This is a genomic window from Cypionkella sp., assembly GCF_028290025.1.
GTDB lineage: Bacteria > Pseudomonadota > Alphaproteobacteria > Rhodobacterales > Rhodobacteraceae > Cypionkella.
Map to the genome: position 1 here is coordinate 1 of NZ_JAQGKQ010000079.1, position 16198 is coordinate 16198.

The following is a 16198-nucleotide window of genomic DNA, read 5'->3' on the forward strand; positions in this document are numbered from 1 at the left end:
GTGGCATAAGCTGCTGGTGTCTTACCTTCTCCTACAGCCACAATTTTGCCTTGCGAACAGACCACATATCCGTCCTGCATGACCTGCTCAGGCAGAACAACTGCTCCCCGGAACAGAATGTGCGCGGCGTCCGTCATTGTGGCTCTCCTATTTCTACAATGTGATCGTCAGGGTCATGAAATCGAAAAGCTTTATACGAGTTAGATTGATGCGGGTTTCGTTCATCAGTAAAGGCCACTCCGAACGTGTGCCTTTAAACGGCTATCCCAAGCCCATGATGCCGTCCAACGATCTGTGGCCCTAATGTCGACCGTCCGCTGAGCAGTGTTTCATGGTTCCAGCAGCGAGTAGCCGCGTTCCGCCCTTCGTGTCTCGAGTTCCAAAGCCCTTCACACGCATAGAATCGATTGCGCAGACGTTTCGTTAACCTCTACCGAATTAACACTGTCCATCTGGCTGAAAAGATAGGCGTATCGCGTCAACATTTGACTAACTTACTCAGAGTTAGCCGAATCTGCCTTGGCCCTAGTGCGCTGGAAGCGAACGGCAAATTCGCACCGTGGTTGTTTCGCTTCGGTGGGTTGAGCGATCAGGTCACCTCCGCCATATGACGTGCAAACGGGCCGTTTGCATCCGCACCGTTCACGGATCTAAATGTGCCTACACCGACGGTTATCATCTTGAGCGTGAGCTCAAGAAAAACCTCGGCATCAGCCCGCCGCCTGGCGACGCAACGAGCGCGGTGATCGAAAAGACTAGGTCCGTCGCCTCGACTTAGCCCTGCGGCTCAGGAGCGCAATCGCCAGCACGGATAGCCCGGCCACAACGACTGCCTTGGTTACGACTTTTTGTCTCTCATGTTGCCAAGCCGATCTAATCCCCCGCTCGGCCAGAATATTGGGGATACGACCTTGGCCAAGATCTTGCACCACACCTTCAACCATATTGACCCTGTCTGCGCCAAGCAGCATCAACCAGTGCACCCAGTCGGATTCGCTGCGCCGGAAAGCCGAGCGCCGGATCACCCCGCTTAGTCCACTTGGCGGGACAGAGGTGCCCACGACTGCCGGAAGCTGATTGTACTCGATTGAGCGCAAGATCTCGACATTCGGCACCTGCCGGGTCGGTCGAACCCAGTCCAACCTCTTCGATGGGTCGGCAGGACTGTCGCGCAAAGGATAAGTCGGGTCATTTTCGCTGTCCGAATCCACACCCCATCCCAGCACGGCAGATGCGTCAATCTGATGCCCGGTCTTTAATTTTGATGATGACATGTCACGCTCCTGATTGGTCTAACGACGGTTGGGCAGCAAAACCGGCTTGATGCAGTTGTCGAGTTTGGCAGCGAAAATATGGTAAGCGTCCGCGATATCGTCGAGTGGCACACGGTGGGTGATCAGTGCCTTAGGGTCGATTTGGCCTGCCTGCACGTGTTCGATAAGCCGCGGCAAGAGCCGCTTGACTGCTGCCTGATTGGCGCGGATCGTGAGGCCCTTGTTCACTACGTTACCGATGGGGATCATGTTGCCAGTCGGGCCGTAAACGCCGACGATCGACACGATACCGCCCTTTTTGACGGAGTTAATCGCCCAGTGAAGCGCAATTGCAGAGCCCGCTTCAATCGGGATCATCTTGCCAAACAGGGTATGCAGGGCATTGCCTGACGCATCAGCCCCAACCGCATCAATGCAGACATCCGCACCAAGGCCGTCGGTTATTTTTTTGATGAAGACCGCCATGTCGTCGATCTGGCGGTAATCATAGGCCTCTGCCGGTCCATAGCTGCGCACAAACTCCAGCCTGTAATGAATCCAGTCGATCACGATCACGCGTCCGGCACCAAACAGCCACGCACACCGCGCTGCCATAATGCCGATAGGACCGGCCCCAAAAATGAGCACCGTGTCGCCAAGCTGGATGCCCGCCATCTCTGCCGCCTGATACCCGGTCGGGACGACATCCGTCAAAAGCACGGCATCGTCTAGGTCCATTTCCTCGGGGATCAGCATCGGGCCGAAGTCGGCATAAGGGACTCGGACGTATTCAGCTTGCCCGCCGTCGTAGCCTCCCGCCGTGTGGGAATAGCCAAAGATCCCACCAACAGCGGTGGCCTGAGCATTGGATTCGTGGCAGTTGCCATACAAACCTTGCTTGCAAAATTGGCATTGGCCGCATGCGATGTTGAAGGGGACGATAACCGCGTCGCCAAGTTTGAGGTTTTCAACCTCCGGCCCCACCTCTTCCACCACGCCGGTAAATTCGTGCCCGAAGGTCGACCCAACTCGTGTGTCAGGAATAAGACCATTGTAGAGATGTATGTCAGAGCCGCAAATACATGACCGCGTGACCCGCACAATCGCATCTCGCGGGTGCAGGATGCGCGGCATGGGCTTTTCCTCGATCCGCATCCGCCTTGGGCCCCGGTAACTGGCTGCTAACATTCTCGCCACCTTATCACTTGCATCAGATAACCCGGAGCACCTGTGATTGTTCCTGCCCGTGTTTGCTGAATGGGGTAGGCAACGACCTTCGAGAGGCTTGCACATACGCTGGCCCGTTAATGGATCGGATCAATCTCTGCGATGAGGGTCAGTCGTGAGCCGCGGTGGCGCAGGCTATCGGGCGTTCGATGCACGGGATTGACCTAGTTCACCCCCGCATTGAGTGAGGACCCCACACCATTGAACGGTCTGAAGTATGCGGCTTGTGGTTCAGACCTCGATTGGTGGGTGAGCGGGGATACAGCTCCGCGCCTTTTACAGTGCCTGCCAACTTGGCCGGTCAACCGTCTGCCGTGCTGAGGGACTGGCCGGCATCCTGATGATCGCGGGCCCCTGACATAGCTCTCGGTTTCGATCGCGCTATTTATCGGTACACTCGGCGCCGTCTCGGTCTTTTAAGGCCGCCTATGTGGATCGTCGCGAACTCAAATGCGCCTGTGTCGGCGGATCGAGTAATGTGCCTTTGGGCTTCGTGTCGCTGAACGAGAACCTGATGATGATTGCCATGGCAGTTTGGATGGGTCTCGGCGCCCTTGGACTGCTGCCCGTGATTTCCCACGGCATGTAACTTTCAGCGAAAGGAGAACCCTCGTGCCCTACGACGCGCCACGCGGCGGGACAGAGCGAGGTCTCGTCTCTCTCTCCTTCTCATCGCCACAGCCCAGTTGATGCTGGTTTTGCACGAATCCATCGCCAACATCGCCCTGTCGACCGTTCAGAACGAACTGGGGATTTCGGCAGCCAACCTGCCTTGGGTCATCAATTCCTATATTCTCGCCTTTACTCTCGCCTTTGGCGGCCTGCTGTTGCTCGGCGGAAGGCTGGCGACTTGTTCGGTCGGGGCGCCTGATGCAGATCGGAATGGCGATCTTCACGCTGGCCTCGCTGTGCGGGGGACTGCATCACTGGTCGGCACAAGCCGACATGCCACAGCGCCGTAAATCGGGCCGGCGAGGGATTAAAAAGGTTATCGCCGATCTTAAAGTAGCGCGACTCGAAGCAAAGCTAATGGCGAAGCAAATCGCTTGGGCGGAGTTCGAAGATGATGTGTGACGCATAATAGACAGCGAATCGAAGGCCGCACCACTGGCGAGCTGACCACCAGCGCGACCGTTGAAATCAAAAAGGGCGGGCTTCGGCTTCGCCCATTTTTCTCATCACTTATCTTCGACGGTTACACCGTCACTCTAGGATGTTGCGCGCGCAAATTTTTCATGTATCTTGAAACCGTGATCTATCCCGATCGCGCCTTAAATTTTCCTGCCTTGCCCGCCCGGTTCGCGCCGTGGCGGGTTTTTTATGCCGTGCGGGACCATTGAAATCAGAAAGCGTCGAGCTTTGTCATCGCCCTTTCTGTTCGCCTATTTTAATCATGCTGATGCAACCTTAGGTAGTTGCGACTGCAAGTTTTTCAACTATCGTGAGCTTGCGACCGATTCCGGTCGCTCCCTTATACGTTCCTACCTTGTCCGCCATGGTTCGCGCCTTGGCGGGCTTTTTTGCTTCTGAAGTGATGGGTAGGCCGACCATGTAGCACAAAGCAGCCATGTTTGCGCTAAACCGCCAAGATAGAAATATGGTGCAAAACGAGAGATCACATGAAAAACCGACATTTACCAAGTTGGCTGCTGGAATCGCAGGTTTGGCGTTGGTGTTCGGTGGTTCTGCAATTGCTTAAGCGTTGATTTCACCCAGAACTGAGCCCAATAGACGCATAATTTTCCTGAGAACTGAGCCATGTGAACCTTCCTCCAAAGCGGTGGGGGGCAACGGAGTGATCCACATGGGACTATCGAGCATCGTCCGACGGACACATTTGCCGCAGAAGCTGTCGATACGCGAGATCGCACGGCTGACGGGAGTGTCGCGCAATACGGTGTCCAAGCATCTGGCGGCGAACAGCAGCGAGCCAAAATTCGCGACGCCGCAACGACAAAGCAAGATTGATCCCTTTGCTTCTGAGCGGAGATAGGCCTGCTTATTTGCGTTGCCGTTTCGAGGGCGGTGTGCATGACCGTTGCAGCCTGGCACTCTGTGACCTACCTTCGATGATTGCCGACACCCGCACCGCAAGGCGTTTCATTTTGTGCGCTATAATCGGAGACACACCGCGTGCAGAGGATGGCTGGCAGGGCGGGCCGAGGCATTCGCCCCATGTGCGCAACCTGCTGTGGCAGTATAAGGTAACGGCGATTGAAATCTAATCACCCAGCCTCTCTTTAGGTCGAGCGAAGAGCACTCCAAACGAAGCGCGCCCATTTAATTTTTGCACCCCATCAAATTAATAGGGTTTCGCCATTCAGTGCGACAAGTCGTCGAGCAACTCGCGACCTAACCTAGACATGCGCAGAAACGCGCTCAGGTTTGGGCAATGCGGTCACTTCGCTATTTTAAGCGGGAACCAGGCATCCCAGTTGAGGTTTGATTTCCATCAAACAGTGGGTTCGCTATGTCGGAAGCTGTCTATATCCCCGTCGCATCTGAAACTCTGGAAGTTAAAGTTCGCGATGTGGTCACTGAACGTATTCGTGTCGCAACAACGACCGAAACAATCGACGAAACTGTTCAGGCAGAGCTGGTTTCAGAAGAGGTTGAACTGTCCAGAGTTCCGATTGACCGCGTCGTAGACCGGATGCCCGATATTAGAGTCGACGGCGATGTAACCATCGTACCCGTCGTTGAAGAGGTCTTATTCATTGAAAAGCGCCTTGTGCTCACTGAAGAGATCCACATCAAACGGCACCAATCCACCGAAGATGTCGAGATGACGGTGCCCGTCAAAAAGCAGCACGTGACTATCGAACGCACCCCAGTCGAAACAATTCAAGCAGGAGACGACAATGAATGAAATGTATCCCCAACGCACTTTGACGGCGTTTTTCGAAAAACGTGAAGCTGCAGAAGACGCAGTAGCGTCTTTGCGCGAGATTGTAGGCCCCGATGGTTCGGTCAGGCTTGTCGGACAAGGGCAGCCGCACCAAGAAGAAAAAGGGTTTTGGGACAGTCTGTCCGACATGTTCTTCCCGGATGATGACCGCGAAACCTATGCAGAAGGCTTAGAGCGGGGCGGCTATCTTGTTGTAGCCGAGAATGTTAAAGCCGAGAATTACGACTTGACCTTGGAAATTCTAGACCGCGAAGGTTCGGTGGATGTTGATCAGCTTGCCACAGGCTGGCGTTCTGAAGGTTGGACGGGTTCTCGCGCAGGAGATAGGTCAGGTCGGACGTCTAGCGCCGCCACTTCTGCAATGGCATCGTCATCCGATCTGTCATCCGCAAACGAGCAGACCATTCCCGTCATTGAAGAAGAAATCAAGGTAGGGAAACGTGACGTAGATCTAGGCCGTGTGCGCGTTCGCTCCTATGTCGTGGAAACCCCGGTAAGCCAAGAAGTTAACCTTCACGAGGAGCGGGTTCGCGTCGAGCGTCGCCCCGTCGATCGCGGGGTTGTCGATGCGGACATGGCTTTTACTGACAAAGTGATCGAAGTCGATCAACACGCAGAAGAGGCGGTGGTGTCCAAACAGGCGCGTGTAACCGAAGAAATCAGCTTGCGACGTGAAGACAGCCAACGCACCGAAACGGTTTCTGATACTGTTCGGCGGACTGAAGTTGAGATTGAAGACGAGCGTGAGACTGGTTTGTCTGACGAAACGAGCCGTGACACGACTCGCCGCGGCTAACCTTTGGGCTATGGCAGCCTTACGCAGTGAATGGGCGACAACGGCTGCCCATTCATTCACTATCCGGGCTAGCGATGGCGAGTTTAAGAATGCCGTCCGAACGTTTAGAAGCGCAAGCGGGCTAAGGTTGATCCCATCTAAGCGCTAAGCGCGAGCGGCGATCAGCCAATGACAAAAACTTTAAACATCGGTGATCTTGGCTAATAAAAGGTCGGGCCGACGGTATTGGTCGTCTGCTCTGTGTGTTCATATTTTTTCTATCGATTTTTTGCGGCGTGTGGCGAGCACTAATGCAGGCCACCTCTCATCATAACTTCGACCGCGAACCCGACCAGCCAGCTCAAAGTGAATGCTAAGATGGTCAGAGGAAGCATCCATGAAGTCGTCATTCTGCCAGTTGCGGTGATTGCCCTCGTTGTCGGCAACATGATGATTCGCGTGCCGAGCACACCTCGCAAAACCAAGGTGGACAGCCTGTCCGTGCCGCTCTCGGCGATAGGCTTCGCCCGTCTAGTTTACGGGCTGGCGTCTTTCGGAGAGGCTTCCGGAGGTCATACGATGCTCTCGCCATGGGCGCCCTTTTGGTCGGCATCGTCGTCATTCCCCTCTTCGTCGCGCGGCAGTTGTTCCTGCAGAAGACCGACAGCGCCCCGCTGAATATGCGGCCGTTTGCGGTCCGCAGCTTTGCTGTCCCTGCCCTGCTCGCGGTATTTTTCATGACTGCGGCAACCGGTATGATGACGCTTATGCCGGTCATCCTGCAGGCCTCTTATGGTTTAACGCCTTTGCAGACCGGTCTTTTCATGCTGCCAGGCGGACTGACCATTAACGTCATTTCCGTCGTCGTCGGTCGATATTGTGAGCGGCTTGGCGCCCGTCCGCTCATGGTGGCAGGCGCGGTTATCGATGGTGCCGGCCTGTGGCTCCTGTCAATGCTTGCGCCCGACACTTCCATCTGGCTTTTGCTCGCCACCTACATGTTCATCATCGTTGGGCAGGCTTTCTTGTGGACTTCATCATACGCGGCCTCGCTCGGTGCGCTCAAAAAGCACCTTCTGCCCCACGGCAGCGCCATTATGAACACTATCCAGCAACTCTCGGGTGCTGCCGGAATTGCGATCGCTTTCTCGATCATGACCGCGACCGCTGCCGCTCTGGTTTCTGGCGGAAAAGCCGCCGGTCCTGCGATGGCGCAGGGTGCCCAGCATTCCTATCTGATCGCCTTTGGCATGGTTGTGCTGGGTCTGGTGGTCGCCTTAATGATGCCGAAGACGAGCGCAGTCCGGAAAGGGCCTGTCCAGGCTCACTAGGAGATCTGCTGCAAGCGGGTTCGGCTTGGTGCCACCTGGAGAGAACTGTCGAAAGCACGAGAGGGCGATAGGGCGCCCTCGACACATCGCGGCTCTGTCTTGCCGCGGGTTGAAAAGATTTGATTAGGTCATCACCATAGACGTCTGATTTTTCCAGATTGGCCGACGCGAAAAACAGCGATGCGCCACAGGATGGAAAGAGTTACCATTCTGACAATACTAAAGCGTGATACCTTAGCGCGTACAGCCCCCGCAAGCATGTCCTCACCTCTGTCGGCACTCTTGGCAACCGGCGCGAAGGAGGGCACCGGCTCGCTGACTTTGACAGACATGGGGCGTCGGAATTGTGAATGGTGATCTGCTGGCTGCCTTTATCGCGGCGCCTTCCATTGAAGTCAGAGATCATTTTTTGGCTTGCGGGCCAGACCGAGGCCAGCAATTGATCCCATAAGGCCGCCAAAGGAGGATAGCATTTTGGACTTTTCTACACTCATCCTGCTTCTGAGTGCAGGCTTCGCCGCGGGAACAGTCAACGCCCTTGCCGGCGGCGGGACAATTTTTACTTTCTCGGCTCTGATCGCAGCTGGACTGCCTCCCATCACTGCAAACGCAACAAGCGCAATATCCGTATTGCCGGGGCAGATTGCGTCGACCCTTGCGTATCGCTCGGAGCTTCAAGCCGTCGCGCGACGGCTGCTTCCTTTTATTATCGCGTCTGCCTTGGGCGGTGCCGCAGGAGGCGTTTTGTTGCTAGCGACCGACCCATCGGTGTTTCGAGTGTTGGTCCCCTGGCTTATTTTTTTTGCGACTGTTCTTTTTGCCTTGTCACCAAAGATCGCAGGCGTCGGTGAAAGATTGGCTACAGGACGAGCAGCCGGTAGCGGGCCCGGCGCAAGTGCGACGGCCCTACAAGGGGCCGTGGCGATTTATGGCGGCTATTTTGGTGCAGGCATGGGGATCATGATGCTCGCTACGCTTTCGCTGACAGAGGGCCGGGACTTTCACCGGCTCAACGCGGCAAAAAATGTGCTGGCTTGCGTAATGCAGGGCCTCGCGGTTATGGTGTTTATAATTTCTGGTGCAGTAGATTGGCCGTCAGTATTCGTTGTCGCTTCTGCGAGTATCGCTGGTGGATGGGCCAGCGTGCGGGCAGGAAAGCTTATTCCGCAACAAGTCATCCGCTGGGGCGTGATAGTTACTGGTCTGGCATTGAGTGGCTGGTATGCTTTGGGTTAGAGAAACTGCCTTTGAAATACCATTGGCCACAAGGAAGGGGCAAATACGGTTGATATAGGTGAAAAACTCGACCCACCATATGTTGTAGGAGGCGCTTTAGCGCCATTTTAACCGTCTGAATTTGATGAGATTTTGGTTGAGTTAACGTGCGCTCTTGGAGGGCCGCTCTGGCCTCACGCAGGGACCCGTTTTGCCAGACGTTTTAGGTTCTGCGCGGTGGCGGCGAGGAGGAATTCATCCTCCGCCCCACGCAAACCTCTCAATCGTAGGCGTGTGAAGCCGAGATTGCGTTTGAGGTGGGCGAACAGCATCTCGACCTTCTTCCGCTTTCGGCGGCTGACAGCGAATTCTTCGGTGCGGGAAAGGTTGCGGGCGATCTGTCGGGCATTTTCATCCATGTGACGGGTCACGGTCCGAGCGGGTGCGGTGGTGCAGGCTTTCCGGATCGGGGCAGGCACCATAGGTTTCGGTATCAGCGCTGTATCACCGGATCCGCTTTGCGAAAGCGCATCTCGTGCCCTTCCAGACAGGTGAAGCTGTCGCGGGCGGCGTCATAGACGAAATGGCTCAGATCATACCTGCCATCCGTCTGATGTTGACGGTCCATCACGGGGACATGCGGTGCAATTTCGCGCCTGAGCAGCCATGCCAAGAAGGGGCCGGTGCCGTAGGATTTGTCGGCGGCCAGAGCATCAGGGCGGAACGCGTGCCGTTCGGAAGTGCGTGCCAGCATCTTCTTTGCGGCGACGATCTCCTGGCTCAACCGGGCCGGGGTCGCCTCGACGTCCATGATAATGCCGTGATCGGTGTCGATCAGATAATTGGTCTCATAACTGAAACGCCCGGGCCCATCCTTGATAGACCAGGCCTGCGGATCGGTTTCTGACAGGTATTTAGGGGCTTTATGTTGTGGTCCTTCGTGGACCTCTCCCGCATCCGCCGCCAACTGATCGAGATAATCGCGGACCGGGCGCGCGATCTCTTCCTTTGCAAACAGGTCTTTTGCATTGCCTCGGGCTGATCCTTGCGCTCGCGGCTGGCATCGGCGGCAATGGTGCTGCCATCAACTGCCGCCGCCTGCCCGCCAACCAAACCAAAGGCCGCACAGCGATCAACAACCATCTCGAACACCCTGCGCAGGATGTTGCCGTCAGCGAAGCGGCCATGGCGGTTCTTGGAAAAGGTTGACCGATCAGGCACGCGGCCTTCGAGCCCAAGACGGCAAAACCAACGATAGGCGAGATTGAGGTGAACCTCGTCAACCAACCGCCGTTCTGACCGGATGCCGTAAAGATAGCCGGTCAGCAACATGCGGATCATCAGTTCAGGATCGACCGATGGGCGGCCAGTATGGCTGTAGAGGGCTTCAAACTCGTGGCGGATCGCATGGAAGTCCAACACCCAGTCGATCCGGCGCAGCAAATGATCGGCGGGGACGTGATCCTCGATGCGGAACCGGTAAAACAGCGCCTCCTGAACCTCTTGCCGACCCATCATCGCCTGATCCTACAGCCCGTCTGAACCAATTGAATCAGTCCGTTAGGCCCAGATCAAGCGAAGAGTTTTTCACCACCATCGGTCGTTTTTGTCCCATATGTTATGACCAAATGTTTTTGCCCATACTGACGGGCGCGCCGTGCGGACTTTTCTGCCGTCCGCGGTGGCCTTCAACGCGGGTTTCTGATGCAAACTGCCCCAGCTTACCTGACCAGCAACACCAGACCCCAACCAACCAGCACTATACCGGCGACGCGCCCAAACCAGTGGCCGAACGGAAAGGTCTTTTCCATCAGCACGAACACCGCCAGGCCGACAATCCAGTAGAGGTTCATCACGCCACCGAAGAACAGCAACGCCATGAGGAACCAACAGCATCCCAGGCACCAACCGCCATGTTCGAGCCCCATACGAAAAGCCCCCCAATAGCCGTCACGCCAGCTCCTAGTCAGGAACCCCAACGGTGTTCGGCAATGGTTCAGGCAGGCGGACTTCATCGGCGTGAATTGCCAAAAACCAGCTGCCAAAAGGATTCCGGCGCCAAGCCAGAGATTGGTGGTTTCCAACATTGGAGACAGCAGTCGTGCTTTTTCCAACTGCCATTGGAGCGCCACTACGATGACGCTGAAGGCACCCCACGTCACCAGGTAGCCCATCGCAAACAGCCATGTCGGGATCAGCGGCGCGGCGGCTGCCTTGTCCTTACGGTTAATCTTGGCAAACAAGAGCAGAACCGGAGCGGCACTGGGCAGCATCATGGCGATCATCATGACCCACCACATTGCAAACATGAGCAATGCGTAACCGACGCCCCACTGCGCGGGTTGCATCATCCAACCGTCCATTCCGGACATCCGGGCCATGTCCACCATCGACATACCAGCTCCCATCAGGAGCCAGAGCCAAGCGAGTGAAACCACCCCAACGATCCCCAGCAGCGGCACAATGGCGTCACGCTGAACGGCTGTTTTCAGAAATCTACCGACCGGCGCCAAGGCTATGGTCGACCGTATTTCTGTTGGTACTCTTTATAGCTGTGCGTCAGGCCCTGCGGACCCCAGGCGACATTCGCCATCGAACTGTGCCGACGGTTCAGGTCAAACCGGATGGGACCGGTGCCTTTTGCGAAACCTGCAACATTCTCGGCTTCATGAAAGACCCAACCATCCGGCAAAACCGTCAGCATTCTATGCTCTGCATCGGTGACGGGGTTTCGGATGGGCTCGCTGTGGGCATGCACGACATCTTTGATCTCGATCTTGGCCCGTCGGGCATCGAGATCCCAGTCGAACGTGATCGGAGCGAACAAGGGATCCTTGATGGTCTCGATGATCAGCGAAAAAATCTGGAACATAGTGCCAACCTTTTGGTCCGCACCGGACAAGATGTAGAACAACGCATCTCGCTGAGCATCCGTCGCCCGCGCGTCGATGATCGGATGCATCACGCCCTGCGCATGATGTATGGCGCGCGGGAAGTAGAACGTGGCGATGACGGTCAATCCGCCAAGATCGACTTCGTCGCAGTGGCCTCTATCAATCTTGAAGCCGACCAAACCGGTGCAATGGCCCTGCGTCGGATCGGCCATCGACTCGCACGGGCAACCAAGATCACAACTGCAATATTCAATGTATTTTGCTTCGATCAGCCAGTTTCTGGCCATGATTGATCGCCTTTCGCTGAGGATGTGAAGAACAAACTTTGCTAACCAGGCGTGGATTGAGGCAGCAGATTTCCTTCGGCTTTCCCCAAAAGACGTCTTGGATCTACTTGCCACAAAATGTGGCAAAAATCAATCCAAATCCCTTCGGCAGCGTGTCGCGGGTTAGTGGCATGGATGGTGTAACCGCCACCCCAACGGCACCCAAGCGCCACGATGGATCCCGCCAGAATCGATAGAAACGAGCGACCCGATCAGAGATTGCCATGGTCGGACCGGACCTGGATCAACTGGCGTGCCAGGGTGGTGGGTTCGCCCATGCCGCGTGATCAAGCCGATGTGCCTGGTGATACCCGCCGCTGATATGAATGCCATCTGAATGAGTGAGCCGCTTCAAGGTCGCGGCAAAAGGTTAGTCGGCCGATGCTGCACGCGTTTCGACCCCCGGTTTGCGCCAGCCATACATTAAAAGACCATCAGTGCTACCCAGCGGCTCAGGGCCGATCACTTTGCTGCGCTCGCGCATGGTTTCGCCTAGCGGAGGTCAGCACCAATGGCAGGTAGTCGCCCCTTCGCATAGATCCACCGTTTTTGACCAGATCGTTCTGTCTATGGGCTTTTGTCTCAAACGACCGGCAGCTGTGCGAAACAAACCGGACGGTGAGACGGATTCAGGTTTGTGCCCGAACCATCTTTTCCCTCCAAGGCGTCATCGATTGCCCGCCAAAGAGAACCTCTCGCGGCAGCTGGAAGATGAAGTAGGGGTTCAGGGATGGCAGCGCACTGGCCTCGTCCAGCCGGTCAAACTGTCCCGGGGATAGTGTAGTCTGCAAGGCCGCGATATTAGCCGTCACCTGCTCGGGCCGACTGGCGCCCATGAGTAGCGTGTCCACCGCGGGGTGCGACAGGACCCAAGCCAGCGCAGCCTGTGCCATCGGCACGCTCAGCTCTGCCGCCACGTCGCGCAGGACGTCAACGATGGCAAAGTTGCGCTCGGTGAACAGCATCCCACCATAGGGGTTGTCTCCGCTCAGTCGGTTGCTGTTCTCGCCCCCGCCATCCATGGCGCGATCCGGAACGGCGACGGCGCGATCCACCTCGGCCAGCATCTCGCGGCCATATTTACCGGTCAGCAAGCCGCCGGCCAGCGGGCTCCACGGCATCATCCCCAAGCCGAACTCCTGCGCCATCGGCACCATATCCAACTCGACCCCGCGCTCGATCAGCGACCAGGCGTTCTGCAAACCGATCGGGCCCGGCAGGCCCTGTGCCGCCGCCAGTGTAGCGATCTTGGCCACATACCAGGACGGCGTGTTTGAAAAGCCGTAATAAAGGATCTCGCCCCGCGCGACGGCTCCGGCCAGCGTCCTCAGCACCTCTTCCGCGGGGGTAGTACGATCCCAGACATGCACCCAATAAAGGTCGATCCGATCGGTGCCCAGGCGGCGCAGCGACCCCTCGATCCCAAGACGGATGTTGATCGCTCCGTTCCCGCCATGCATTGGATGGCCCTGCGCGCGGGAAAAGCCGGACTTCGTCGATACGACAATCTGGTCTCGTAATCCGCTGTCCTCCAGGAACTTCCCCAGCATCCGCTCGCTTTCGCCTCCGCTATAAACGTCGGCGGTGTCGACGACATTGCCGCCCGCATCGACATATGCGTCGAAGATCGCCCGCGCCGCTACCAGATCACTGCCCCACCGGCCCGCGCCAAAGGTCATCGTGCCGAGCGTCAGCGGGCTGACGATCAACCCCGAGCGTCCAAAGGTCCGATAATTCGTCATCTGCATAATAGTCATCCTTCCTATTGTGATGATGTGAACCTAAGCCTTCGCCGCCATGAGGATTAGCCGTTCACTTTGGCATGAGCCTGTGAGCATAGTTCAGTAATGACACGCCATAACCTCAATGATCTGGCGGCATTCGCCGTCGTCGCGCGCACGCGCAGCTTCACCGCTGCGGCGGCGGAACTGGGCGTGTCCCCTTCGGCGCTCAGCCATGCAATGCGGGCGCTGGAAGAGCGGCTTGGCCTCCGGCTTCTGGCACGGACAACGCGCTCGGTTGCGCCGACCGAGGCCGGAACGGCACTGCTGGATCGTCTGGCCCCGGCGCTGGCGCAAATAGATGCGGGAGTGGAGGCGCTGTCGGACTGGCGCGATACACCGGCAGGCACGGTGCGGCTGACGACCTTTCACTGGATCGCGTCGACATTGCTGGCTCGGCGACTGCCCGGTTTCCTCACGCGTCATCCCGGCATTACGGTCGAGGTGACTGTCGATGACGGCCTGCGCGACATCGTCGCCCTGGGCTTCGACGCCGGTATAAGGCTAGGAGAGAGCGTCCAGCGCGACATGATCGCCGTGCGCATCGGCCCGCCGTTGCGCACAGTTGTCGTCGCGACGCCCGGCTATTGGGACGCGCATGGCCGACCGGACCATCCGCGTGATCTGCTGGGCCATGCCTGCATCGCCTACCGCAACCTCGGCAGCGGGACGCTGATGCCTTGGGAGTTCGAGAAGGAAGGTCGCGCGCTACGCCTTCAGGTCCGGGGGCCGCTGGTCTGCGATTCCTCTGATCTTGCCCTTGCTGCGGTGCGGGAGGGATGCGGTGTCGGCTGGGTGATGGAGGAAGATGCCACCGGTGCCATCGCCAGTGGCCAGCTGGAGCAAGTTCTGGGCGACTGGTCCCAGCCTTATCCCGGCGCCTTTCTTTACCACCCGAGCCGTCGCCAGGTCCCGCCGCCCTTGCAAACATTGATCGCGGATCTAAGAAGCTAGCCGCCTGTCGTCAGGGCAATGGCTGTTCTTAAGCCCGTACCGCTGCGGCCTGCACGAAAGTCGGTGATATGGGTTCTGCGCATAGGCAGTCAGGGACTAAACTCAAGCGTTTCTGTCTTGGGCGGTAACCACCGTTTCTAACCATGTGTTTATGACCAAAGGTTTTTGTCCCACTCCATCGGGAGTAATGCGGGACGAAGCGCTCGTTGACCCACGTGGTGCCGTCCGGTCAATCTCGAAGCGCATCAGAACAGCGAGGAAGCATGGAGCGGAGAGCACTATTTTCGGCAGGGCACGGACGACAGCGGACGAGATCAAACTCTCTCCGGTATCGCTTACATCAGCGGATTTGCGCAAAACAGCGGAGGAAACCGGTCCTTGCGGGCAATGTGATAAACCTGCCTGCTCGCGGAGGAGCAAAGCCAAGTCAAGGTCGGCGGGACGTTGCTGGGTCATCCGACTCAGCATATCTGCAGGAGCAACGGTTTGCAGATAGGCGACAAGTGAAGCGATCGAGGTTCTGGGTGACAGGGCCATCGCCCCTGCTGCACCAAGGCTCAACGCTGATTGAAGGGCGCAAAAGCCGGCAGATGACGTGCCAAGTAAATGAAATCGATTTATCTCAAGGCTTTTCAGAAAGCGACCAAGTGTAGGAGCAATCGCAGCATGGTTAGCGCCCAATGCAGGAGTTCCAAAAACAAATCCGCTTCGATCGGAGTCTTTCAAAAACAGTATGTGCCGGTCCGCCGGCAGAACACGTTCCAGCATGTAAAGTGAAATCCAGTACTGATTTGCATCCCCAACAAAAACGATGACGCATTCTCGGCTACCTTCACGGCGTAAAAAGAGTGCATTGCTGGTCCGCGCGGTGAGATTAGGCTGCAACTGTGGATCTACGTAGGGTTCCAGCCGCTCATGCAGACCCCAGCGTCGGTATTGACGGCAAACCATCGCCAGCCGACGACCGCCCGCTGCGGTGGCGGGAATGCCAGACAGGCTGTCTGCAAGCGGCGCCATTTCATCAAACATCCCCTCTCCCGCCAGATATTCGGCAGCGGTAAGGCGAAGGGCTGGGGCTGCGTCTGGATTTTCTGATAGCGCCAAATACGCATCGAGATTTGGCCAGGGTTTCGTCATGCACTGATCTCTTTTAGAAGTCCGGCAAGCATTCATGAAAGGGCGGCGCAGCGCTAGGTGAAATCGCGCCGCAGGACAAGTGTCGCGCAGCCTTTAGATTCGACGGACGAAAGTCAACAAAATCAATAGCCGTTCGATCTTGAAGCTATGTTTCGCAGTTTGCAGGCAAAACTGTGGCCCCGAGGTGATCAAATCATAGCGGCTCGCGGGCAGCTTTGGGCTTTTCGCGACGTTCGCCCCGGACAAAACTCAAGCGTTTCTGTCCAGGGCAGAATCGACCGATGGTGGTGAAAACTCTTCGCTTGATCTGGGCCTAACGGACTGATTCAATTGGTTCAGACGGGCTGTAGGATCAGGCGATGATGGGTCGGCAAGAGGTTCAGGAGGCGCTGTTTTA

The 16198-nt window shown here is 56.9% G+C and carries 13 protein-coding genes and 2 pseudogenes; 8 read left to right on the forward strand and 7 right to left on the reverse strand.

Annotated features, from left to right (window positions below; translation table 11 throughout):
* Positions 1-755: 755 nt before the first annotated feature.
* Positions 756-1274, reverse strand: a complete 519-nt coding sequence (locus JWS10_RS12715; RefSeq protein WP_299507963.1) for a hypothetical protein — start codon at positions 1272-1274, stop codon at positions 756-758.
* Between the two features lie 18 nt (positions 1275-1292).
* Positions 1293-2387 carry a zinc-dependent alcohol dehydrogenase gene (locus tag JWS10_RS12720; protein ID WP_299507965.1) on the reverse strand — a complete coding sequence of 365 codons (1095 nt, stop codon included), beginning with the start codon at positions 2385-2387 and terminating at the stop codon, positions 1293-1295.
* A 412-nt stretch (positions 2388-2799) separates the two neighbouring features.
* On the opposite strand from JWS10_RS12720, the pseudogene JWS10_RS12725 reads away from it, so the two are divergent.
* The 7 genes and pseudogenes from JWS10_RS12725 to JWS10_RS12760 all read left to right on the forward strand — a co-directional run.
* Positions 2800-3069 (forward strand): annotated as a pseudogene (locus JWS10_RS12725) (glutaredoxin); the annotation flags it as partial.
* A gap of 100 nt (positions 3070-3169) precedes the next feature.
* Positions 3170-3442 carry a hypothetical protein gene (locus tag JWS10_RS12730; protein ID WP_299507967.1) on the forward strand — a complete coding sequence of 91 codons (273 nt, stop codon included), beginning with the start codon at positions 3170-3172 and terminating at the stop codon, positions 3440-3442.
* A 108-nt stretch (positions 3443-3550) separates the two neighbouring features.
* Positions 3551-3820 carry a hypothetical protein gene (locus JWS10_RS12735; protein WP_299507969.1) on the forward strand — a complete coding sequence of 90 codons (270 nt, stop codon included), beginning with the start codon at positions 3551-3553 and terminating at the stop codon, positions 3818-3820.
* A gap of 1130 nt (positions 3821-4950) precedes the next feature.
* Positions 4951-5349 carry a DUF2382 domain-containing protein gene (locus tag JWS10_RS12745; protein WP_299507971.1) on the forward strand — a complete coding sequence of 133 codons (399 nt, stop codon included), beginning with the start codon at positions 4951-4953 and terminating at the stop codon, positions 5347-5349.
* Positions 5342-6184: a YsnF/AvaK domain-containing protein gene (locus tag JWS10_RS12750; protein WP_299507973.1), complete on the forward strand. Its 843-nt coding sequence runs from the start codon at positions 5342-5344 to the stop codon at positions 6182-6184. The genes JWS10_RS12745 and JWS10_RS12750 overlap by 8 nt, the downstream gene beginning before the upstream one ends.
* A gap of 569 nt (positions 6185-6753) precedes the next feature.
* Complete coding sequence (locus JWS10_RS12755; RefSeq protein ID WP_299507975.1) at positions 6754-7494, forward strand: MFS transporter; 741 nt, start codon at positions 6754-6756, stop codon at positions 7492-7494.
* Positions 7495-7968: 474 nt separating this feature from the next.
* Complete coding sequence (locus JWS10_RS12760; RefSeq protein ID WP_299507977.1) at positions 7969-8730, forward strand: sulfite exporter TauE/SafE family protein; 762 nt, start codon at positions 7969-7971, stop codon at positions 8728-8730.
* 173 nt (positions 8731-8903) lie between these two features.
* Here the strand turns inward: JWS10_RS12760 and JWS10_RS12765 are convergent.
* From JWS10_RS12765 to JWS10_RS12780, 4 genes and pseudogenes are all read right to left on the reverse strand, one after another.
* Positions 8904-10227, reverse strand: a pseudogene (locus JWS10_RS12765) (IS1182 family transposase).
* Between the two features lie 203 nt (positions 10228-10430).
* A complete protein-coding gene (locus tag JWS10_RS12770) occupies positions 10431-11105 on the reverse strand; it encodes a DUF2182 domain-containing protein (RefSeq protein WP_299507979.1) in 675 nt (224 codons plus the stop codon).
* A 119-nt stretch (positions 11106-11224) separates the two neighbouring features.
* Positions 11225-11890, reverse strand: coding sequence for a DUF1326 domain-containing protein (locus JWS10_RS12775; RefSeq protein WP_299507989.1), 666 nt, complete (start codon positions 11888-11890; stop codon positions 11225-11227).
* Between the two features lie 668 nt (positions 11891-12558).
* A complete protein-coding gene (locus JWS10_RS12780) occupies positions 12559-13677 on the reverse strand; it encodes an aldo/keto reductase (protein ID WP_299507981.1) in 1119 nt (372 codons plus the stop codon).
* A 99-nt stretch (positions 13678-13776) separates the two neighbouring features.
* Here JWS10_RS12780 and JWS10_RS12785 point away from each other — a divergent pair, with 99 nt between their 5' ends.
* Complete coding sequence (locus JWS10_RS12785) at positions 13777-14664, forward strand: LysR family transcriptional regulator (RefSeq protein WP_299507983.1); 888 nt, start codon at positions 13777-13779, stop codon at positions 14662-14664.
* 102 nt (positions 14665-14766) lie between these two features.
* On the opposite strand, the gene JWS10_RS12790 is transcribed toward JWS10_RS12785, so the two are convergent.
* Positions 14767-15801, reverse strand: a complete 1035-nt coding sequence (locus tag JWS10_RS12790) for a hypothetical protein (protein ID WP_299507985.1) — start codon at positions 15799-15801, stop codon at positions 14767-14769.
* Between the last annotated feature and the right edge of the window lie 397 nt (positions 15802-16198).